Annotated in this window: 18 protein-coding genes and 1 riboswitch; of the genes, 8 read left to right on the top strand and 10 right to left on the bottom strand. The window is 71.2% G+C overall.

Annotated elements, in window-relative coordinates; translation table 11 throughout:
* Nucleotides 1–2: 2 nt before the first annotated feature.
* The 4 genes from SSNG_RS17905 to SSNG_RS17890 are packed head-to-tail and all read right to left on the bottom strand — an operon-like array spanning nucleotide 3 to nucleotide 7933.
* Entirely contained in the window at nucleotides 3–1748 is a 1746-nt protein-coding gene (locus tag SSNG_RS17905) for a GAF domain-containing protein (RefSeq protein ID WP_007265284.1), read from the bottom strand.
* 37 nt (nucleotides 1749–1785) lie between these two features.
* Nucleotides 1786–5361 carry a thiol reductant ABC exporter subunit CydD gene (gene cydD / locus SSNG_RS17900; protein ID WP_007265283.1) on the bottom strand — a complete coding sequence of 1192 codons (3576 nt, stop codon included), beginning with the start codon at nucleotides 5359–5361 and terminating at the stop codon, nucleotides 1786–1788.
* Nucleotides 5362–5407: 46 nt separating this feature from the next.
* Nucleotides 5408–6409: a cytochrome d ubiquinol oxidase subunit II gene (gene cydB / locus SSNG_RS17895; RefSeq protein ID WP_007265282.1), complete on the bottom strand. Its 1002-nt coding sequence runs from the start codon at nucleotides 6407–6409 to the stop codon at nucleotides 5408–5410.
* Nucleotides 6410–6427: 18 nt separating this feature from the next.
* Nucleotides 6428–7933: a cytochrome ubiquinol oxidase subunit I gene (locus tag SSNG_RS17890; RefSeq protein WP_007265281.1), complete on the bottom strand. Its 1506-nt coding sequence runs from the start codon at nucleotides 7931–7933 to the stop codon at nucleotides 6428–6430.
* Between the two features lie 237 nt (nucleotides 7934–8170).
* Here SSNG_RS17890 and SSNG_RS17885 point away from each other — a divergent pair, with 237 nt between their 5' ends.
* A complete protein-coding gene (locus SSNG_RS17885; protein ID WP_042801275.1) occupies nucleotides 8171–8539 on the top strand; it encodes a cyclophilin-like fold protein in 369 nt (122 codons plus the stop codon).
* A 54-nt stretch (nucleotides 8540–8593) separates the two neighbouring features.
* Here SSNG_RS17885 and hisC read toward each other — a convergent pair whose 3' ends face one another.
* Nucleotides 8594–9673, bottom strand: a complete 1080-nt coding sequence (gene hisC / locus SSNG_RS17880) for a histidinol-phosphate transaminase (RefSeq protein WP_007265279.1) — start codon at nucleotides 9671–9673, stop codon at nucleotides 8594–8596.
* Nucleotides 9674–10035: 362 nt separating this feature from the next.
* Here hisC and SSNG_RS17875 point away from each other — a divergent pair, with 362 nt between their 5' ends.
* The 3 genes from SSNG_RS17875 to SSNG_RS17865 all read left to right on the top strand — a co-directional run bounded on the left by SSNG_RS17875 (nucleotide 10036) and on the right by SSNG_RS17865 (nucleotide 13583).
* Entirely contained in the window at nucleotides 10036–11151 is a 1116-nt protein-coding gene (locus SSNG_RS17875) for a LacI family DNA-binding transcriptional regulator (protein ID WP_007265278.1), read from the top strand.
* A 273-nt stretch (nucleotides 11152–11424) separates the two neighbouring features.
* On the top strand, nucleotides 11425–12618 hold the full coding sequence (locus tag SSNG_RS17870; protein WP_241695076.1) for a metallophosphoesterase: 1194 nt from the start codon (nucleotides 11425–11427) through the stop codon (nucleotides 12616–12618).
* Nucleotides 12619–12767: 149 nt separating this feature from the next.
* A complete protein-coding gene (locus SSNG_RS17865) occupies nucleotides 12768–13583 on the top strand; it encodes a hypothetical protein (RefSeq protein ID WP_007265276.1) in 816 nt (271 codons plus the stop codon).
* A gap of 129 nt (nucleotides 13584–13712) precedes the next feature.
* On the opposite strand, the gene thiC is transcribed toward SSNG_RS17865, so the two are convergent.
* Nucleotides 13713–15500, bottom strand: coding sequence for a phosphomethylpyrimidine synthase ThiC (gene thiC / locus SSNG_RS17860; RefSeq protein WP_042801272.1), 1788 nt, complete (start codon nucleotides 15498–15500; stop codon nucleotides 13713–13715).
* A riboswitch (TPP riboswitch) is annotated at nucleotides 15494–15638 on the bottom strand. It overlaps the preceding gene by 7 nt.
* Before the next feature lie 39 nt (nucleotides 15639–15677).
* Between thiC and SSNG_RS17855 the strand changes: the two genes are divergently transcribed.
* On the top strand, nucleotides 15678–17192 hold the full coding sequence (locus SSNG_RS17855; RefSeq protein WP_206731306.1) for a YibE/F family protein: 1515 nt from the start codon (nucleotides 15678–15680) through the stop codon (nucleotides 17190–17192).
* Nucleotides 17193–17229: 37 nt separating this feature from the next.
* Here SSNG_RS17855 and SSNG_RS17850 read toward each other — a convergent pair whose 3' ends face one another.
* From SSNG_RS17850 to SSNG_RS17835, 4 genes are all read right to left on the bottom strand, one after another.
* The gene (locus SSNG_RS17850; RefSeq protein WP_007265273.1) at nucleotides 17230–17679 is read right to left on the bottom strand and encodes an SsgA family sporulation/cell division regulator; all 450 of its coding nucleotides are present in this window, start codon (nucleotides 17677–17679) and stop codon (nucleotides 17230–17232) included.
* A 97-nt stretch (nucleotides 17680–17776) separates the two neighbouring features.
* A complete protein-coding gene (locus SSNG_RS17845) occupies nucleotides 17777–18547 on the bottom strand; it encodes a helix-turn-helix domain-containing protein (RefSeq protein WP_007265272.1) in 771 nt (256 codons plus the stop codon).
* Nucleotides 18548–18728: 181 nt separating this feature from the next.
* A complete protein-coding gene (locus SSNG_RS17840; RefSeq protein ID WP_042803700.1) occupies nucleotides 18729–18953 on the bottom strand; it encodes a DUF5326 family protein in 225 nt (74 codons plus the stop codon).
* A 191-nt stretch (nucleotides 18954–19144) separates the two neighbouring features.
* Nucleotides 19145–19462, bottom strand: a complete 318-nt coding sequence (locus tag SSNG_RS17835; protein WP_007265270.1) for a cupin domain-containing protein — start codon at nucleotides 19460–19462, stop codon at nucleotides 19145–19147.
* A gap of 92 nt (nucleotides 19463–19554) precedes the next feature.
* Between SSNG_RS17835 and SSNG_RS17830 the strand changes: the two genes are divergently transcribed.
* The 3 genes from SSNG_RS17830 to SSNG_RS17820 are packed head-to-tail and all read left to right on the top strand — an operon-like array spanning nucleotide 19555 to nucleotide 21631.
* On the top strand, nucleotides 19555–19935 hold the full coding sequence (locus SSNG_RS17830) for a phage holin family protein (protein WP_007265269.1): 381 nt from the start codon (nucleotides 19555–19557) through the stop codon (nucleotides 19933–19935).
* Between the two features lie 11 nt (nucleotides 19936–19946).
* Nucleotides 19947–20456: a low molecular weight protein-tyrosine-phosphatase gene (locus SSNG_RS17825; RefSeq protein ID WP_007265268.1), complete on the top strand. Its 510-nt coding sequence runs from the start codon at nucleotides 19947–19949 to the stop codon at nucleotides 20454–20456.
* Nucleotides 20453–21631, top strand: a complete 1179-nt coding sequence (locus SSNG_RS17820) for a cystathionine gamma-lyase (protein WP_007265267.1) — start codon at nucleotides 20453–20455, stop codon at nucleotides 21629–21631. The genes SSNG_RS17825 and SSNG_RS17820 overlap by 4 nt, the downstream gene beginning before the upstream one ends.
* The last annotated feature ends 124 nt before the right edge of the window (nucleotides 21632–21755 follow it).

Below are 21755 nucleotides of genomic sequence, written 5' to 3'. Positions count from 1 at the left end.
GATCACAGCGGGGCCTCCCAGACCAGGGTGGTCCCGCCGCCGTCCTCCCCGATGCCGGATCCGTACCAGCTGGAGCCGCCGAGCGACTCCGCCCTGCGGCGCAGGTTCCGCAAGCCGCTGCGCCGGCCGCCCTCCGGCATGCCCACCCCGTCGTCGGCGACTTCCAGCCGTACCCCTGGCCGGCCGTCGGGCAGGCTGGCGGTGGAGTCGACCAGCACCTCGATGCGGGACGCGGCCGCGTGCCGGAAGGCGTTCGACAGGGCCTCGCGGAGGGCTGCGATCAGGTTCTTGCCGACCAGCTCGCCGACGACCGTGTCGATCGGCCCGACGAAGCGGTGCGCGGGCTTGAAGCCCAGCGGAACCGCCGCCATGTTGATCTCCCGCAGCACACGGGTACGCAGCCCCGACGGGGCCTCAGCCGGACCCTGCTGGAGCGCGAAGATCGCGGTGCGGATCTCCTGGATGGTCACGTCCAGCTCGTCCACGGCCTTGCCCACGCCGTCGCGGACCTCGGGGACGATGGACCTGCGCTGCGCGCCCTCCAGCATCATCCCGGTGGCGAACAGCCGCTGGATGACCAGGTCGTGCAGGTCCCGGGCGATCCGGTCGCGGTCCTCGAACACCGCGAGCCGCTCCCGGTCGCGCTGGGCCTCGGCCATCATCAGCGCGAGGGCGGCCTGGGAGGCGAACTGCGTGGCCAGGGTCCGCTCCGCCTCGGTGAAGGGCCGCTTGCCGCGGGCCCGCGGGGTGACCAGCGCGCCCAGCACCCGCCCGCCGCTGTGCAGCGGCAGCATCATGCACGGTCCGTACTGACTGGTCAGCCTGCTGATCATGCGGGGGTCGGCGGCGGCGTCGTCGACGAAGACCGGCTCGCCCCGCAGCAGCTTGTCCACCACCGGGCTCTCGGCGGGAATGACCACGCCGAGCGAGGTGGCGGGGTTGTCCGCGGAGACGGCGACGATCTCCATGCCTCCCTCCTCCGCCGGCAGCATCACGATCCCGGCGGCGGAGTCGGCCAGCCTTCGCGCCTGTTCGGCCACCACCGACAGGGCGTCGTCCGCGTCCCCGCCGGACAGCAGGGCCGTGGTGACCGCCACCGAGCCGTCGATCCAGCGCTCGCGCTGGGTGGCGGCCTCGTAGAGCCGGGCGTTGCCGATGGCGATGCCCGCCTCGGTGGCCAACACCCGGACCATGTGGACGTCGTAGTCGTTGAACTCTCCGCCGCCGTTCTTCTCGGCGAGGTAGAGGTTCCCGAAGATCTCGCCCTGGACCCTGATCGGGACGCCCAGGAAGGTCTTCATGGGCGGGTGGTGCGCGGGGAACCCCGCCGACCGGGGGTCCTTCGTCAGATCGGCGAGCCGGACGGTGTCCGGGTGGGAGATGAGCGCCCCGAGCAGGCCGCGCTTCCCGTCCGGCCGGTGCCCGATCCGCCGCGCCAGCTGGGCGCTGACGCCGAAGGTGACGAAGTCCGAGAGCCCCGGGCCGTCCGTGTCCACGACCCCGATCGCCGCGTAGCGGGCGTCGGCGAGCTCGGCGGCGGTCTCGCAGATGCGGTCGAGCGTGGAGTGCAGTTCGAGGCCGGTGCCGACCGAGCGCATGGCCTCCAGCAGTTGCGGGACGCGTGCGGTCAGCTCCGTGGACAGCCCATGCAGGCTCCGGGTGGCCTGGGTGGCGGCCTCCAGCGGATCCGGTGCGCCCCCACGGGATTCCGGCGGCTCCGGTGATTCCTGCGACTCCTGCACTGACATGCCCTTGAGCGTAGTTAGTCCCGTTTAGGAGGGAAAGTCAGCCCCGGGTGCCGACGAGCGCCCGATCGGCCTCCCGCTCACGCTCCAGCAGGCTCCGCAGCGGCCCCTCGACCTCCGCCAGCTCCGCATAGGCACCCCGCTGGACGACCGCTCCCCCGTCCAGTACGAGCACCTCGTCCACCGCCGCCAGCCCGGCGAGCCGGTGCGTGATCAGTACGGTGGTGCGGCCCTCGGTGGCCGCCAGCAGATCCGCCGTCAGGGCGTCCGCGGTCGCCAGGTCCAGGTGCTCGGCCGGCTCGTCCAGGACGAGGACGGGGAAGTCCGCCAGCAGCGCCCGCGCCAGGGCCAGCCGCTGGCGCTGCCCGCCGGAGATCCGCTCCCCGTGCTCGCCGACCAGGGTGTCCAGTCCGTCCGGAAGCCCGTCGGCCCACTCCAGCAGCCGGGCCGCGGCGAGCGCCTCGCGGAGTTCCTCCTCGCTCGCCCCGGTCCGGGCCAGCCGCAGGTTCTCGCGCACCGAGCTGTCGAAGAGGTGCGCGTCCTGGGCGCACAGGCCCACGATCCGGCGTACGTCGTCGCCGTCGAGGGCGCGGACGTCCGTCCCGCCCAGTGTGTACGTGCCTTCGCCCGGGTCGAGGAAGCGCAGCAGGACCTGTGCCAGGGTGGTCTTGCCCGATCCCGACGGCCCGACGACCGCGATGCGCCGGCCCGCCTCCAGGGTCAGGTCCAGCCCGTGCAGCGCGTCCCGCTCCTGTCCGCCGTGCCGGGCGGCGAGGCCCGTCAGCCGCAGCGGGAACGGCGAGGCCGGCAGCGCCCGGGGTTCGGCCGGCTCGGCGACGGGCACCGGGGCGTCGATGACCTCGTACACCCGCTCGGCGCTACGGCGCACCCGCTGGCGGTACTGGACGGCCAGCGGGAGCCCGCTGACGGCCTCGAAGGCGGCCAGCGGCGTCAGCACCACCACCGCCATGGCCACCCCGGACAGCCGGCCGTCCGCGACGGCCTCCGCGCCCGCGAACGCGGCGCACACCACCGTGAGTCCGCACACCAGGGCAGACAGCCCGCCGCCGAGCCCGTTGGCCGCGGCCCCGCGCGAGGCGATCCGGGTCAGTACGCCGTCGCTCTCCCGCGCCCGTTCCTTCCGGCCGGCCAGCGCCCCGGCCACCGTCAGTTCGGCGGTACCCGTCAGCAGATCGGCCACCCGGGTGGCGAGTTCACCCCGGGCGGGCGCCAGCCTCCGCTCGGCACGCCGCGCGCAGGCCCCGCTGAGCAGCGGGACCCCCACCCCCGCCGCGAGCAGCCCCACCGCGAGCGCGACCCCCGCCCCGGGCAGCATCCAGGCGGTGAACACCACCGACCCGGTGCCGACGAGCACCGCCGTGCCCACCGGCAGGAGCCAGCGCAGCCAGTAGTCCTGGAGCGCGTCGGCGTCGGCCACCAGCCGGGAGAGGAGGTCCCCGCGACGCTGCTCGCGCAGCCCGGCGGGGGCGATCCGCTCCAGCCGGCGGTACACCGCGACCCGCAGGTCGGCGAGCATCCGCAGGACGGCGTCGTGCGACACGAGCCGCTCGGCGTAGCGGAAGACGGCCCGCCCGATCCCAAAGGCCCGCGTCGCGGTGACGGCCACCATCAGGTACAGCACCGGCGGCTGTTCGGAGGCCCGGGAGATCAGCCACCCCGAGACGGCCATCAGTCCGACGCTGCTCCCCACGGCCAGCGCGCCGAGCAGCAGCCCGAGCCGGAACCGGCCCTGCCACGCCGCGGCCACGGCCCGCACCCGCCGCAGCGGGTCACCGGCCGCTCCCGCGCCCGCGGTGCTCCCGCCGGCCGAGCCGCGTCCGGTCCGCTCGGGTCCGCCCCCGAGGATCCACTCCCCGGGGCCCGCGACCACCGCGGACCCGCGCGAGACCGTCCCCCCTCCAGCTGCGGAGGCCGTCCCCGAGGTGGCCGTGGAGGCCCCGGCCGGCCTGTCCGGGGCGCCCTCGCCCACCGCCACGACCCGGTCGGCCACCGCCAGCAGCGCCGGCCGGTGCACCACGAGCAGCACGGTCCGCCCGACCGCGAGGCGGCGTACGGCGTCCACGACCGCAGCCTCGGTCTCCCCGTCCAGGGCCGCCGTCGGCTCGTCCAGCAGCAGCACCGGCCGGTCCGCGAGGAACGCCCTGGCCAGGGCGAGGCGCTGGCGCTGCCCTGCGGACAGCCCGGCCCCGCCCTCGCCGAGCAGGGTCCGGGCCCCTTGCGGCAGGGCCGAGACGAACTCCCACGCCCCGGCGTCGCGCAGGGCCGCCTCCACGGCTTCGTCCTCGGCCCCGGGCCGGGTCAGGCGGACGTTCTCGGCGATGGTCCCGGCGAACAGGTGCGGCCGCTGCGGGACCCACGCGATGCGCTCCCGCCACTGTTCCAGGGAAAGGTCCGCCAGGTCCGTCCCCCCGACCCGGACCCGTCCCGCCGTCGGGGTGACGAAGCCCAGCAGCACGTTGAGCAGGGTGGATTTCCCGGCTCCGCTCGGGCCGGTGAGGGCCACGCACTCACCCGGTCCGACGACGAGCGAGACGGGTCCGGGAGAGCTCGCGCCGCGCCCCTCGTACCGCACCTCGACCCCGTCGAGGGCGATCCGCAGTCCCGTGGCCGGCACGTCGGCGCCGCCGCCGGGTGCGGGGGCCGGGGTTTCCAGGACCTCGAAGATCTCTTCCGCGGCGGCCAGCCCCTCGGCGGCCGCGTGGTACTGCGCCCCGACCTGGCGCAGCGGCAGATAGGCCTCCGGCGCGAGGATCAGGATGACCAGGCCGGTGTACAGGTCCAGTTCCCCGTGGACGAGCCGCATGCCGATGGTGACCGCGACGAGCGCCACCGACAGCGTCGCCAGCAGCTCCAGGGCGAAGGAGGAGAGGAAGGCGATGCGCAGGGTGCGCATGGTGGCCTGGCGGTAGTCGTCGGTGATCTTCCGGATGGACTCGGCCTGCGCCTTGGCCCGCCCGAACACCTTCAGCGTGGGAAGGCCCACCACCACGTCGAGGAAGTGCCCTGACAGCCGGGAGAGCAGCCGCCACTGGCGGTCCATCCGACTCTGGGTGGCCATGCCGATCAGGATCATGAACAGCGGGATCAGCGGCAGGGTGACCACGACGATGGCCGCCGACACCCAGTCCTCGGTGACGATCCGGGCGAGCACCGCCGCCGGCACCACCACCGCGAGTCCCAGCTGGGGCAGGTAACGGGAGAAGTAGTCGTCGAGCGCGTCCACGCCCCGGGTGGCCAGGGACACCAGGGACCCCGTGCGCTGTCCGCTGAGCCAACCGGGTCCCAGGCCTGCGGCCCGGTCCAGCAGCCGGCCCCGGAGTTCGGACTTGACCGCCGCGCTCGCCCGGTGCGCGGCCAGCTCTGTGAGCCAGGCGACGAGGCCGCGCCCCAGGGCCACCGCGGCGAGCAGCAGCAGTGGCGTCCGGAGCGCGGCGCCGTCGAGGCCCCGCTCGAAGGCTCCGACCACGGTCTCGGCGATGAGCATCGCCTGACCGACGACCAGCCCCGCTCCGGCGAGCCCGAGGGCCACCACTGCCCCCAGGAAGAGACGGGTGGAACGGGCGTACCGCAGCAGGCGCGGGTCGATCGGTTTCACGTGAAACATCCCCTCGGCAGGGTTCGGGCAGGAGTGACGAGCGCGCTCAGTGCGCGTCGACGATGTGCTGCGTACCGATCCGCTTGCGGAAGACCCAGTACGTCCAGCCCTGGTAGAGCAGGACCAGGGGAGTGGCCACGGCGGCGCACCAGGTCATGATCTTCAGGGTGTACGGGGTGGACGAGGCGTTGGTGACCGTGAGGCTCCAGGCCGCGTCCAGCGAGGACGGCATGACGTTCGGGAACAGCGTCAGGAAGAGCATCGCGACGGCTGCCGCGATGGTGATCCCGGACAGGGCGAACGCCCAGCCCTCCCGGCCCGCCAGGTTGAACGCGAGTGCCCCGACCAGCGCCAGTACGGCGACGGCCATCGCCACCAGACTCCACACGTCACCGCGCGATGCCTGGGTCCAGATCAGGAAGGCCAGGGCCAGGACGGCCGTCACCACACCCAGCCGGGTGGCGAGCGCACGCGCGCGGTCCCGGATGTCCCCGACGGTCTTCAGCGCGGCGAAGACGGCACCGTGGAAGGTGAACAGGGTGAGGGTGACCAGGCCGCCGAGGACCGAGTAGACGTTGAGCAGGTCGAGGACGTTCCCGACGTACTCCATGTCCTGGTCGATCTTCACACCGCGCGCGATGTTGGCGAAGGCCACGCCCCACAGGAAGGCCGGGATCAGCGAGGTCCAGAAGATCGCGTGTTCCCAGTTGGCCTGCCACCGCTCCTCGGACCGCTTGTGGCGGTACTCGAAGGCGACGCCGCGGACGATGAGGCAGCCCAGGATGATCAGCAGCGGCAGGTAGAAGCCGGAGAAGAGGGTCGCGTACCACTCCGGGAAGGCGGCGAAGGTGGCACCGCCGGCCGTGAGCAGCCAGACCTCGTTGCCGTCCCAGACGGGTCCGATGGTGTTGATCAGGACCCGCTTCTCCGTGCGGTCCCGGGCGAGGAGCTTGGTCAGGACACCGATGCCGAAGTCGAAGCCCTCCAGGAAGAAGTAGCCGGTCCACAGGACGGCGATCAGTACAAACCAGACGTCGTGAAGTTCCATGGTGTGGTCTCCTCAGCCTCAGTACGAGAAGGCCATCGGCCGGTCGGGGTTCTTGTCGTCCCCGCCGATCCTGGTGGGCGGATTGAGGTCGGCCTCGGTGAGCTCGGGCGGGCCGGCCTTGACGTACTTCACGAGGAGCCTGACCTCGATCACAGCGAGCACGGCGTAGAGCAGCGTGAAGCCGATCATGGAGGTCAGCACCTCGCCCTGCGAGACGCCCGGCGAGACCGCGTCCCTGGTGCGCAGCACTCCGTAGACCACCCAGGGCTGACGGCCCATCTCGGTGAAGATCCAGCCCCAGGAATTGGCGATCAGCGGGAAGAGCATGGTCCAGAGCGCGGCGAGCCAGTACAGCCGGGCGAACCGGGGGCTGAGCGCCTTCTTGAAGAGGACGAGATGGGGGACCTCGTCCTCACCGGTGCGCAGCGCCGGCGGCAGCATGAACCGCTTGCGGGTCAGCCACAGCCCGAGCATGCCGATCCCGAGGGAGGCCATGCCGAAGCCGATCATCCAGCGGAAGCCCCAGTAGGCGACGGGGATGTTGGGGCGGTAGTCGCCGGGGCCGAACTTCTCCTGCTCGGCCTTGTTGACGTCGTTGATGCCGGGGACGAAGGAGCTGAAGTCGTCGTTGGCCAGGAAGGACAGCAGACCGGGGATCTCGATGGCCACCTTGTTGTGGCCCTTCTCTACGTCTCCGTAGGCGAAGACCGAGAAGGGGGCCGGCGCCTCGCCGTCCCAGAGCGCCTCGGCGGCGGCCATCTTCATCGGCTGCTGCTTGAACATCACCTTGCCGAGCAGATCGCCGCTGATCGCGGTACCCATCCCGGCGATGATCATGACGACCAGGCCGAGCCGCAGCGAGCTGCGCATCACCGGGACGTGCTTCCTGCGCGCGAGGTGGAAGGCGGCGATGCCGACCATGAAAGCGCCGCCGACGAGGAACGCGGCCGTGATGGTGTGGAAGAACTGGGTGAGCGCGGTGTCCTGGGTGAGGACCGCCCAGAAGTCGGTGAGCTCGGCCCGGCCCCGCTCCTCGTTGATGCGGTAGCCGACCGGGTGCTGCATCCAGGAGTTGGCCGCCAGGATGAAGTAGGCGGACAGGACGGTGCCGAGGGAGACCATCCATATGCAGGCGAGGTGGATCTTCTTCGGCAGCTTGTCCCAGCCGAAGATCCACAAGCCGATGAAGGTCGACTCGAAGAAGAAGGCGATCAAGGCCTCGAACGCCAGCGGGGCGCCGAAGATGTCACCCACGAATCGCGAGTAGTCGGACCAGTTCATGCCGAACTGGAACTCCTGGACGATGCCGGTGACGACACCCATCGCGATATTGATCAAGAAAAGCTTGCCCCAGAACTTCGTGGCCCTGAGGTACTTCTCCTTCTCCGTGCGGACCCACGCGGTCTGCAGGCCGGCGGTCAGCGCGGCGAGCGAGATCGTGAGCGGAACGAAGAGGAAGTGGTAGACGGTGGTGATGCCGAACTGCCAACGCGCCAATGTCTCAGGCGCCAAAGCTAGGTCCACGTCGTCTTCTCCTTGTCGTCGCCGTGGTCACAGCGGGCAGTCTGCCTGGCGGGTTCCTCCCCATAGCGGGAGGAAGCAGGACACGCTTGTGAACGCGTTCACATTCACAAGCATTATGTCCTACCGCCCGCGGCTCGAATCAGCCGGGGTCCGTTTTATCGGTCACGGGATCAGCCGCCGGGTCTGCCACCGGCTCGGCCACTAGCCAAGAATTTCAACAGATTGTTGAATGTGGCCATGCAGATTCGAATCTCCTGGCCTGCGGGCCTGCTCACCGCGACCCTCGACGAGACCCCGACCAGCAAGGCGCTGGCCGCGGCCCTTCCGATCTCCGCCTCCGCGAACACCTGGGGCGAGGAGGTCTACTTCGACACCGGGGTCTCCGTGGCCCTGGAGGACGACGCCCAGCAGGTCGTCGAGCCCGGCACGGTCGCGTTCTGGACCGAGGGCGACGCACTCGCCCTGCCCTACGGCCCCACGCCCATCTCGCGCGGAGGCGAGAGCCGCCTGGCGAGCCCGTGCAACGTGCTCGGCTCGTTCGACGGCGACCCCCGCCTCCTGGCCACCGTCCGCGACGGCGACCCCATCCGCGTGGAACTGGTCTGAGCCCAGTTCCCCGAAGGGCTACGGCTCCCCGAAGGACTACAGCTCCTCGAAGGACTACAGCTCCTTGAAGAACGCCTCCGCCGTGTGCAGGAAGAGGTCGTTCGCCTCGGTCTCACCGATCGTGACCCGCAGGCCCTCGCCCGCGAAGGGCCGGACCACCACGCCGGCCTTCTCGCAGGCCTCCGCGAAGTCGCCGGTCCGCTCCCCCAGCCGCATCCACACGAAGTTGGCCTGGGTGTCCGGGACCGTCCAGCCCTGCGCGAGCAGCGTCTCGTGGACCCGGTTGCGCTCGCACACCAGCGCCCCGACCCGGCCCATCAGCTCGTCCTCGGCCCGCAGCGAGGCGACCGCCGCGTCCTGGGCGAGCTGGCTCACGCCGAAGGGCACCGCCGTCTTGCGCAGCGCCGCGGCCACCGGCTCGTGCGCCACCGCGAAGCCGACGCGCAGGCCGGCCAGCCCGTACGCCTTGGAGAACGTGCGCAGCACGGCCACGTTCGGGCGGTTGCGGTAGAGCTCGATGCCGTCCGGGACGTCTGCGTCGCGCACGAACTCCCGGTAGGCCTCGTCCAGCACCACCAGGACGTCCGAGGGCACCCGGTCCAGGAACCGCTCCAGCTCGGCACGGCGCACGGCGGTGCCGGTGGGGTTGTTGGGGTTGCAGACGAAGATCAGGCGGGTCCGGTCGGTGATCGCGGCGGCCATCGCGTCCAGGTCGTGGACGTCACCGTCGGTCAGCGGCACCTGCACCGACTTCGCGCCCGAGATCTGGGTGATGATCGGGTACGCCTCGAAGGAGCGCCAGGCGTAGATGACCTCGTCGCCCGGGCCGGCCGTGGACTGGATCAGCGACTGGGCCACGCCCACCGAGCCGGTGCCCGTGGCGATGTGCTCGACCGGCACGCCGAAACGCTCCGCCAGCTCGTTCACCAGGCCGGTGCACGCCATGTCCGGGTAGCGGTTGAACCGGCCGGCCGCGGCCACTGCGGTCTCCAGGACCCCCGGAAGCGGCGGATACGGGTTCTCGTTCGAGGACAGCTTGAACGCGACGGCCCCGCCCGCGGCGGCGGGCTTGCCGGGCTTGTAGGTGGGGATGCCGTCCAGCTCGGCGCGCAGCTTCGGGCTCTTCTCGCTCACCGCAGGTCCTCCTCGACCGTCCCGTCGACGTCTCCGTCGACTCAATACTGCTCACCTTATGAGGATTCCGCCGATACGAGAATGGCGGGCGCCAGGAACACAGGGGGAGCGCGCGCATATATGCGTGCGCCGGTGGCCTGCGCCGTGGCGCGCGTCCCTCGTGCAGGTGAGTTGAGGGCGACCCGAGACGGCTCCGTTTTGGCATGCTCGTACCCGCCGACAAGCCCGACCCTCAGATCGGGACGGCAAATACCTTCAATTCCAAGGTCATTGGGGGTGGCGAACCATGCAGAATCGTGCCTGTCAACGCGTGCATATGCACCCGAACCACCCTCCCCTCCGCGCCCTACTATCGGCTCGCCATGACAGCAGCAGGGAAGCATCAGGTGAGCCGGACCGAGACCACCCGGCGGGTCGGCGGCCGACAGGGCCGGGCCGGCATCAGGGACGTGGCCGCCGCGGCGGGCGTGTCCATCACAACCGTCTCCGACGCGCTCAATGGCAAGGGGAGGCTGCCGGACGCCACCCGCCGCCACGTCCGCGAGGTCGCCGACCGGTTGGGGTACCGCCCCTCCGCCGCGGCCCGCACCCTCCGTACGGGCAAGTCGGGCCTCATCGGCCTGACCGTGACCACGTACGGGGATGAACCTTTCACCTTCACCGAATTCGCGTACTTCGCCGAGATGGCCCGGGCCGCCACCTCCGCGGCGCTCGCCCGCGGCTACGCCCTCGTCATCCTGCCCGCCACCTCACGACACGACGTCTGGTCCAACGTGGCCCTCGACGGCACCGTCGTCATCGACCCCTCCGACCACGACCCGGTCGTCAGCGAACTGGTCCGCCAGGGCCTGCCCGTGGTCTCCGACGGCCGGCCGGCGGGCACCCTGCCCGTCACCGCCTGGGTGGACAACGACCACGAGGCCGCCGTACTGGGCCTCCTCGACCACCTCGCCGCCGCCGGGGCCCGCCGCATCGGTCTGCTCACCGGCACCACCACCGACACCTACACCCGGCTCTCCACGACCGCGTACCTCAACTGGTGCGAGCGCGTCGGCCAGGATCCCGTCTACGAGTCCTACCCCGCCCACGACCCGTGCGCGGGCGCCGTCGCCGCCGACCGGCTCCTCGCCCGCCCCGACCGCCCGGACGCCGTGTACGGGCTCTTCGACCCCAACGGCACCGACCTCCTCGCCGCAGCCCGGCGCTACGGGCTGCGGGTCCCCGAGGACCTGCTCCTCGTCTGCTGCAGCGAGTCCACCGTCTACGCCAACACCGAACCGCCCATCACCACGCTCTCCCTCAAGCCCCGCCGCATCGGCACCGCCGTCGTGCAGCTGCTGATCGACGCGATCGAGGGCGTGGACACCGGACGCCCCGTCGAACAGGTCGTGCCGACCGAGCTGATCATCCGCACCTCCTCGCAGCGCAGAACACCCCGCACGACCGTCAGCCCGCCGCGCTCACCGGCCCAGGACTGACCGTCACACCGTCACACGGGCGGGGCCGAGGGCCCCGTCGAGGGCCCCGCCGAGGATTTCCACAACGCCGAAATCGGAACAAAAGAGCAGGAAGGAGAGGTTCCGGCCAGGATTCACCACCCCTGGTGCGTCACAGAGCGCGAGCCGCATTCCTATGATGGGCGCACGACATCACGGACCCTCCACCCCGGAGGTGAGGAGGGTCCGCAGGTGTACGGCAGCGCGACGGTGGTGGAGGGGTCGATGACTCAGGGGGCCGGTCAGGGACCCGCGATGCGGACGGACACGCTGCGGGACTTCCGGGTGCCGGTCGTCGAACCCGCGCCGTACACCGCGCCCGCCGCACTGCCCGGCGAGCCCCCCGTGTACGGCGAGTACCCCGCGTACTACGACGAGAGCGCTCCCGTGCCCCCGCGGCCCGCCTACGCCCCCGACCGGCCCGCTGCGGCCCCTCCCGCCCACCCGGGCACGGAGACCGTTCCCCAGCAGCGCACCGCGGGCGACGGCGAGTACGACGACGGCGGTGCCGACGGCTACACGCCCACGCAGCGCGACCTGCCCATCATCGTCCGCGGCTCGGCCGGCGGCCCCGGGGACACCGTGCAGGTCCAGTACGTCCCCCAGGAGAACCCGGGCTCCGGCCCCGGCCCGCTCTACGTCGTCGGCGACGTACACGGTTACCTGGACGAGCTCATCCGGGAACTCCAGGCCCAGCACCTCATCGACGCCGAATGCCGCTGGTCCGCCGGCAACGCCCGGCTCTGGTTCCTCGGCGACTTCACCGACCGCGGCCCCGACGGCATCGGCGTCATCGACCTCGTCATGCGGCTCTCCGCCGAGGCCGCCGCCGCCGGCGGCTACTGCAAGGCCCTGATGGGCAACCACGAACTGCTCCTGATCGGCGCCAAGCGCTTCGGCGACACCCCGGTGTCCTCCGGCGCCGGAACCGCCACCTTCCAGGCCGCCTGGCTCCTCAACGGCGGCCAGCGCACCGACATGGAGCGCCTGGAGGACGTCCACCTCCAGTGGATGTCCCGCCTCGACGCGGCGACGCTCCAGGACGGCCACCTGCTGCTGCACTCCGACACCACGGCGTACCTGGACTACGGCGACTCCATCGAGGACGTCAACGACACCATCCACGAGCTGCTCAACCGCAACGACGCCGACATCACCTGGGACCTCTTCCGCAAGTTCACCAAGCGGTTCGCCTTCCGCGACGAGGAGACCGGCCCCCAGGCCGTACGGGAACTCCTGGCCACCTACGGCGGCGGCCGCGTCGTCCACGGCCACAGCCCCATCCCGTACCTGCTCGGCGAGGTGGGCACCGAGGACGGCGACGACTCCCACGGCCCGGAGGCCGTCGACGGGCCGCACGTGTACGCCGACGGGCTGGCCATCGCGATGGACGGCGGAGTGACGATGGCGGGCAAGCTGCTCGTCGTTCAACTACCTCTGCGCGACTGAGCGTTCTCGGAGCGGGGTATTTCAGCAAAGCCCCTGTCACGGCGTGGCAGGGGCGCTCTACCATCGCTCTATCCGTAGCAGGCTCTCCTCCGTTTGTGCCGGAGCCCCCGATCTACGCGGGCATACCGGCATGTACGGAGCATCGGGGGATGCACATGACCAGCGCTCCGCACCTGCTCACCGAAGACCGACCGGAGTTCGACCGGCTCCTCGACGAGGCGCTGCGCACCGCGGACGAACGGCCCGAACTCGCCACCCTCGGCGAACGGCTGAACGCCGAACAACTGCGCACCATGGCCCTGGCCGCCACCACACTCCTGACCGCCGCGGCGGCCGCCGAGTACGACCACTACGTGAAGGTGCGCGAGGAGTTGCGCGACGGGGTCCTGTCGGCCTCCGGGACGAACGCCGAGGACGGCGGCGAGGACCAGGACGGCGGGGCCGGCGTGAGCGCCGTGGTCGGCGTCCTCGCACCGGTCCTTGCGGGCACCGCCATGCTGATCTTCCTGCTGGTGGGGTACTGCCTCAAGATGATCGACCCGGCCCCGGCCTTCGCCGAGACGATGCTGACCGCTGGCTGGCTCTTCGGCGGGCTCACCGTGGCCGCCCTGCTGTTCGCGGTGGTCGGGCTGCTCGTCACAGCCCTGCGCAACAGCTCCACGGAGGTCGCGGCGGAGGAGAGCGTGCCGATACCCGACGAGCTCTCCCGCGCCCGGGAGGCGTGGCGGAACGCACTGCTGGAGCGGGGCATCGTGCCGTTCCTGCGCGACGCCCTGGCCGACCCGACCGCCGGACCGGGCTACCCGGTGCCGCGCACGCCGGGGGCCGGACGGATCCCCAGCCTGGGCTACACGCGTCCGGACTTCACCAGCCCGGGCCCGGCCTCCCAGGGCCCCCGCCCCGGTTTCAGCTCCCCGGACTTCACCAGCCCGGACTTCGGCGGCCCGGACCACGACGCGGAGTAGGACCCCGGCCCCCGCTGCCCGTCCGGCCCTGTTTCACGTGAAACATCCACCCCACGGGCTCAGCAGGGAACGGCGAAGGCCGGCCGACGACTCCCCCCGGAATGCCGTCGGCCGACCCCCTACCGCCCGTCAGTCGGCCAGCGGCAGGTAGACCCTGTTGCCCGAGGCCGCGAACTCGGCGGACTTCTCCGCCATGCCCGCCTCGATCTCATCGGCCTTCAGGTCACCGCCGTGCTCACGGCGGATGTCCTGCGAGATCTTCATGGAGCAGAACTTCGGACCGCACATGGAGCAGAAGTGCGCGGTCTTGGCCGGCTCGGCCGGGAGGGTCTCGTCGTGGAACTCACGGGCCGTGTCCGGGTCGAGGGCCAGGTTGAACTGGTCCTCCCAGCGGAACTCGAACCGTGCGTCCGACAGGGCGTCGTCCCACTCCTGGGCACCAGGGTGGCCCTTGGCCAGGTCCGCCGCGTGCGCGGAGATCTTGTACGTGATGACGCCGGTCTTCACGTCGTCCCGGTTGGGCAGGCCCAGGTGCTCCTTGGGCGTCACGTAGCAGAGCATCGCGGTGCCCCACCATGCGATCATCGCGGCGCCGATGCCCGAGGTGATGTGGTCGTACGCGGGCGCGACGTCCGTGGTCAGCGGGCCGAGCGTGTAGAACGGCGCCTCCTCGCAGATCTCCTGCTGGAGGTCGATGTTCTCCTTGATCTTGTGCATCGGGACGTGGCCCGGGCCCTCGATCATCGTCTGCACGTTGTGCCGCTTGGCGATGGTGTTCAGCTCGCCCAGCGTCTTCAGCTCCGCGAACTGCGCGGCGTCGTTGGCGTCCGCGATGGAGCCGGGACGCAGGCCGTCGCCCAGCGAGTACGTGACGTCGTACGTCGCGAGGATCTCGCAGAGCTCCTCGAAGTTCGTGTAGAGGAAGTTCTCCTTGTGGTGCGCGAGGCACCAGGCGGCCATGATCGAACCGCCGCGGGAGACGATGCCGGTCTTGCGACGGGCGGTCAGCGGCACGTACGGCAGCAGCACTCCGGCGTGGACCGTCATGTAGTCGACGCCCTGTTCGGCCTGCTCGATGACCGTGTCCTTGTAGATCTCCCAGGTCAGGTCCTCGGCCCTGCCGTCGACCTTCTCCAGGGCCTGGTAGAGCGGCACGGTGCCGATCGGGACCGGGGAGTTGCGCAGCACCCACTCACGGGTGGTGTGGATGTTGCGGCCGGTGGAGAGGTCCATGACCGTGTCGGCGCCCCAGCGGGTCGCCCAGGTCATCTTCTCCACCTCCTCCTCGATCGAGGAGGTGACGGCGGAGTTGCCGATGTTCGCGTTGACCTTCACCAGGAACTTCTTGCCGATGATCATCGGCTCGATCTCCGGGTGGTTCACGTTGGCCGGGAGCACCGCGCGGCCTGCGGCGATCTCCTCGCGGACGACCTCGGGGGAGACGTTCTCGCGGATCGCGACGTACTCCATCTCCGGGGTGATCTCGCCCCGGCGGGCGTACGCGAGCTGCGTCACGGCGGCGCCACCACGGCCCCGGCGGGGCTGGCGCGGGCGGCCGGGGAAGACCGCGTCGAGGTTCTTGAGGCCCCCGCGCGGCGAGGTGTGCTTGATGCCGTCGTCCTCGGGGCGGACGGGGCGTCCCGCGTACTCCTCGGTGTCGCCGCGGCCGATGATCCAGTTCTCGCGCAGGGGCGCGAGGCCCCGGCGGACGTCGGTCTCGATCTGCGGGTCGGTGTACGGCCCGGACGTGTCGTAGAGCGTCACGTCCTTGCCGTTGGTGAGGTGGACCTGGCGGACCGGCACCCGGATGTCGGGGCGGGAGCCCGCCACGTAGCCCTTGTGCCACCCCGGCTTGCGCTCGGTCTGGCCGTCGGTGTCCTGGCTGACGGCAGGCGTGCGTGCGTCCTGAACGGTCATGAGACCTATCTCCCTACGCCGGCATTACCCGGTAACAGGTTCGGCGGTCGACGCAGCCTCCTCCCGTACGCATTCTCATGCGCGTACGGTGATCAGCGCCCTCTCAGCCCGGTGCTCCGAGCTCCCGCGTTGTGCAAAGTAGCCCCCACGTTAGCGTCGTGTGTGGCGTGCTGAACAGTGGGCCCCCTCATCTCTTGCGATGATCTGCCGGTGACGTCCTCGCCGCAGCCTCCCCCCGAGCCCACCGAGCCCATGGGCCACGCCGGCCACGAACATGCGTCCCACGGGCATGCCGCGGACTCCTCCCACGGGCATTCCCACGGCCGGGCACACGGCCCCGGACAGGGGCCGGGACTCAGCCCCGGACACGGCCACGGTCACGGCCACAGCCACGGTCACGGGCCGGCCGCTCCGGTCTCCAAGCACCTGCGCAAGGTGATCGCCGCCGTACTGATCCCGTTCGCCGCTGCCGTCTTCGTCGGCATGGCCGTGCTCTGGCCCGGCGGCGCCCCCGCGCACGAGCGCACCGGGGTGGGCTTCGACCGCCAGACCCAGCAGGGCAAGGTCGTCGCTCTCGCGAAGGTCGACTGCAAATCGGTGAACGCCTCTCAGGTCCCTCCCACGGGCGACACCTCCACCCCCGAGGGCCGTGAGGCGCAGGCCGCCCAGACCGGCGAGTGCAAGAAGGCCACCGTCGAGGTGATCAGCGGGCCGGATCAGGGCCGGGCCTTCTTCGAGATCGTCCAGCCGGGCGCGCCCCGCCAGTTGGAGAAGGGCCAGGAGGTGGTGGTGGCGTACGCACCGGACGCGCCCCGGGACCTCCAGTACTCGGTGATCGACCTGAACCGGAAGTTCCCGTTGGCGCTGCTGGCCGGCATCTTCGCCGTCGCGGTCGTCGTGGTGGGCCGGATGCGCGGCCTCTTCGCCCTCATCGCACTCGTCGTCAGCTTCGGCGTCCTGACGCTCTTCATCCTCCCGGCGATCCTGCAGGGATCGAACCCGCTGCTCGTCGCGGTCATCGGCGCCAGCGCGATCATGCTGATCGCCCTCTACATGTGCCACGGGCTGACCGCGCGGACCTCGGTGGCCGTCCTCGGCACGCTGGTCTCGCTCCTGCTGATCGGGCTGCTGGGCTCGCAGTTCATCGGCTGGGCGTTCCTGAGCGGCAACACGGACGACAACACCGGGCTGATCCACGGGCTCTACCCGAACATCGACATGAGCGGTCTGCTGCTCGCAGGGGTGATCATCGGATCCCTGGGCGTGCTCGACGACGTGACGGTCACTCAGACCTCGGCCGTCTGGGAACTCCACCAGGCGGACCCGGACATGGGTCCGCGCGCCCTGTACCGGGCCGCCATCCGGATCGGTCGCGACCACATCGCCTCGGTGGTGAACACCCTCGTACTGGCGTACGCCGGCGCCGCACTGCCGCTCCTGCTGCTGTTCTCCATCGCGAACAGCAGCATGGGCACGGTGGCCAACAGCGAGCTGGTCGCGGAGGAGATCGTACGGACCCTCGTGGGCTCCATCGGGCTCGTGGCCTCGGTGCCGGTGACCACGGCGCTGGCAGCGCTGGTGGTCTCCGCCGACCGGCCCGGACCCGCCGACGGCGCGGCCGGGAGCCCGGCGGCCGGTCCGCCGGCGGCGCCCGCCCGCGGCGGCCGGGGGCGGCGCCGGCGCAAGCGCTGAAGGACGGGGCGGGGGCCGGGACCTCCCGGCCCCCGCCTCAGCCCGCCTTCCGCTCGTCGTGCTGCGACTCGGAGAGGATCCTGCCGAGCGCCTGGTCGAGGCTCTCCTCGAAGTCGCCGAGGTTGCGCTCCTGACCGAGCGGAACGAGCCGGTCGGTCCGGTCGAGGAACGCGACGAGCGGGCCCGCGCCGGCCCGGAACAGGGCCCGGTCGCCACCGACCTGGAGCCGGATGTGTACGTCGGACAGCTCGTCCGGATCGGTGGGCGCGATGTGCACGTCGCCGTCACCGCTCGGCTTGTTGATGCCGTCGAGAAGCAGCTCCCGGCCGAACGCCCATGTCACCGGGGCGTCTCCGGGAAGGTGGAAGGTCAGGCGTACCGCGTAGGGGTCACGGGCCTCGTACCGGAGCTCCACCGGGATGCGGAACGCGAGCTCCTCGGATACGAGGAAGCTCATCATGACCTCTGCCTGTACGGACTCGCGCATTGCCTACCCCGCTGTAGTGGAAGTGGCCAGGAATGATCCCCCAGGGCCGTCTTGACAAGGGTGGTGGAAGCGCCCGCAGATCACAAGGAGTGAGTTTTCAGATACTGATAGAGAAGGAGAGGGTGCTCAACAGCGCGCCTACTTCACTCCGTAGTCGATCAACCGCATAGAGCAATCGGTCTTCTTGGTGCACAGGAAGGGAAATCGCCATGGTCGCGGCGGCATCGCCGGCCGTGATCGGGATGGCCGCGCACACCGTCCCGAGCGCGTATTCCTGACGCTCCGTAACCGGCTGCATCCGCTCCAGGGAGCCGATCCGCTGCTCCAGGGCGTGCATGTCCCGGACCGTGTAGGGGGTGATGCCCTCGACCGGGTGCCGGTCGTAGTGGTCCCTGCGCGTCTTCTCGTCGAGCTGGGCCAGCAGGCACTGGCCGATGGCGTGGGCGTGGCCGGTCGCGCGGAAGTCGGCCCACTCCTGGCACGCCGGGTTGGCCGGGGTGTCCGAGACGCCCACGACCTCGATCTCACCCTCGCGGTAGACCGCGAAGTAGACGGGGGCCCCGACCGCGTCGCGGAAGTGCGCGAGGGAGTCGAGGATCATGCTGCGACGTTTCTGCTGAAGTCCGCCGCCCGCCAGCCGGCCGGCCGCGTCGCCGAGTACGAACACCCCGCCCTCGCGACGCAGATAGCCCTCGTGCGTCAGGGTGCGCAGCAGGTGGTACGCGGTGGGGAGCGGGAGCCCGGCTTCGCGCGCCAGCTGTTTCGCCGGGGCTCCCCCGCTATGGGACCCCGCCGCTTCGAGGAGCCTCAACGCCCGCTGCACCGAACCGATCAGGGTCGGGACACCGGGATTGTGAACCGAAGGCAAAGCTCACCCCCAGGGGTGGCGGCGGGCCTCGGGGTGGCCCGCTCTGCGGGGGCCGCCCTCAGGGAACGGCACGGATTGCCACCCTATCGGCCGGTTCCCGTCATGTGGGCGGTTCGGCCGGTCCCGTTCCCCCGCCTGGGTCAATCCCCTTACCCGTTGGGGGAAGGCTGCGGCGCGGGGCCTACCACTCGCTGGAGGAGGTCTTCGCTCCGCTGCCGCTGCCGCTGAACTTCTTGACCACGAAGACCAGACCGCCGACGAGGGCGACGAAGAGCAGCGCCTTGAAGACGAACGAGATCAGCGCGCCGAGGATGGAGGTGACCACTCCGCCGAAGACGAAGATCGCCAGAAGCGGGACGGCGACCCACTTGACCCACCACGGCATGCCCGCGAACATCGCTCGGATCCCGTCCATGTTCCTACCTCTTCCTCGTCAGTGACCCCGTGAGTTCGTGACTTCGCGAGCCATCGGGTCCGTTTCTTGCCTCGCTCTCGATGCTAGGAGGCCGCGGCCCCGCGCAGGGGGCCGCGAGCCCTCGGAACCCCCTGACCCGCCCCCTAGGGGGATCAGGGGAACGACCCTCAGGCCGGGTCGGATCAGCCCTCCGGCGGGGAGAAGACCACCATCACCTTCAGGGGCTCGGTGATGTGGTGGAACTTGTGCGGCACCCCTGCCGGAACGTAGACGACGCTGCCGTTGGCCACCACCGTCGTCTCCTCCCCGACCGTGATGGACGCCCGCCCGCTCACGACGAGGTACACCTCGTCCTGGCGGTGCGGCTGCTGCGGGTCGCTCTGCCCGGCATCGAGGGCGTACAGCCCGACCGACATGTTCCGCTCCCGCAGGAACTGCAGATAGGCGCCGTTGTTGGCGGCGCGCTCCGCTTCGAGCTCGTCCAGCCGGAAGGCCTTCATCTTCGCTGTGCCCCTCGCTCTTGCCCGTGGTGCCCCGGGATCCGCTGATCTGCCGATGCCCGCCCCGGATCTTCTCTGCCACGATCAGACACATGACGAATTTCGTAGTCAAGACGCTCGCCAACGCGGCGGCCCTGGCCGTCGCCATCTGGCTGGTCTCCGGCATCACGCTCGACGACGGCAGCAGCACGGGCCGCCGCGCGCTGACGCTGATCCTGGTCGCGCTGGTCTTCGGGCTGGTCAACCTCATCGTCAAGCCCGTGGTGAAGCTGCTGTCCTTCCCGCTGTTCATCCTCACCCTGGGCCTGTTCACCCTCGTCGTGAACGCCCTGATGCTGATGCTGACCTCCTGGCTGGCCGGGAAGTTCGACCTCAGCTTCCACGTGGACGGCTTCTGGACCGCCGTCCTCGGCGGCCTGATCATCTCCATCGTCTCCTGGGCCGTGAACCTGGCCCTGCCCGACAAGAACTGAGCGGACCGCCCATGTACCGCGTGTGCTTCGTCTGCACCGGCAACATATGCCGCTCCCCCATGGCCGAGTCGGTCTTCCGCGCCCGCGTCGCCGAGGCAGGCCTCGGCGGGCTGGTCGAGGTGGACAGCGCCGGCACCGGCGGCTGGCACGAGGGCGACGGCGCCGACCCGCGCACCGTCGCCGTGCTGGAGGCCGCCGGGTACGAGCAGGACCACCGGGCCCGGCAGTTCCGGGCCTCGTGGTTCGACCGCCTCGACCTGGTCATCGCCCTCGACGCCGGCCACCTGCGGGACCTGCGCGCGCTCGCGCCCACCCCGGAGGCCGCCGCCAAGGTCCGGCTGCTGCGCTCCTACGACCCGCCCGCCCCGGCCGCACGGGCCGGCGTACCGGACACGGCCGACGTGCCCGATCCGTACTACGGCCCGTTCGACGGGTTCGAGGAGTGCCTGGCCCTGGTCGAGGCGGCGAGCACCGGTCTGCTGGACGCGGTACGCACCGCCGTGAAGGAGCACACCCCGTGAACGAGCACACCCCCGGCGGGACCGCCGCGACCCCGGCCCCGGCCGACCGGTACGGCGACGGTACGCGCGCCGTACGCGCCGGACTCCCCGAGCCCGCCAAGAACGAACCCCCACTGCCCGGACCGGTCTTCGCCGCACACTTCCACCTCCCCGGCGAGGTCTCGGGCCCGTACACCTACGGCCGCGACACGAACCCCACGTGGACCCTGCTGGAACGGGCCGTCGGGGAACTGGAGGCGCCCGGCGAGGAGGGGGTGGAGACCCTCGTCTTCGCCTCCGGCATGGCGGCCGTCTCCGCCGTCCTGCTCTCCCAGGCCCGCACCGGCGACACCGTCGTCCTGCCCTCCGACGGCTACCAGGCGCTGCCCCTGGTCCGCGAGCAGCTCGAAGCGTACGGAGTCCGCGTGCGCACCGCCCCGACCGGCCGGGACGCGCAGCTCGCCGCCCTCGACGGGGCCCGGCTGCTGTGGATCGAGACCCCCTCCAACCCGGGACTCGACGTCTGCGACGTACGCCGTCTCGTGGCGGCCGCGCACGCGGCGGGCGCCCTGGTCGCCGTCGACAACACCCTCGCCACCCCGCTCGGGCAGCGGCCCCTGGAGCTGGGCGCGGACTTCTCCGTCGCCAGCGGCACCAAGGGGCTCACCGGCCACGGGGACCTGCTGCTCGGCTACGTCGTCTGCCGCGACCCGGAGCTCGCCGCGGCCGTCCGCCGCTGGCGCAAGATCGTCGGGGCGATCCCGGGTCCCATGGAGGCCTGGCTCGCCCACCGCTCCCTGGCCACCCTCCAGCTGCGGGCCGGGCGCCAGTGGGGCAACGCGCTGGCGGTGGCCGAGGCACTGGCCGACCGGCCCGAGGTCACCGGGCTGCGCTACCCGGGGCTCCCCTCGGACCCCTCCCACAAGACGGCCGCCCGGCAGATGCGCGGCTTCGGCTCGGTGGTCTCCTTCACCCTCCCGGACCGCGCGCACGCCGAACGCTTCATGACCGCACTGCACCTGGTCGAGGACGCCACCAGCTTCGGCGGAATCCGCTCCACCGCGGAGCGGCGCGGCCGCTGGGGCGGCGACGACGTGCCGGAGGGCTTCATCCGGTTCTCCGCCGGGGCCGAGGACCCCGAGGACCTGGTCGCCGACCTGCTCCGGGCCCTCGATTCCGCGGCCGCCGGAGCCTGACCGGCCCAGGGAGCATCAGAGCGGTCCGAGCCTCCCCCCTGGTGGCTCGGACCGCCCCGGGTTCCCCGAGAGAAGAACCACGCCGACAAGGCTAGTTGACTCAGCGTCAGAGTCCAATCACGGT

This window comes from Streptomyces sp. C (assembly GCF_000158895.1).
Classification (GTDB): Bacteria; Actinomycetota; Actinomycetes; order Streptomycetales; family Streptomycetaceae; genus Streptomyces; species Streptomyces racemochromogenes.
Note: the sequence above shows the minus strand (reverse complement) of the source record. Positions and strands in the feature narration are given on the sequence as shown.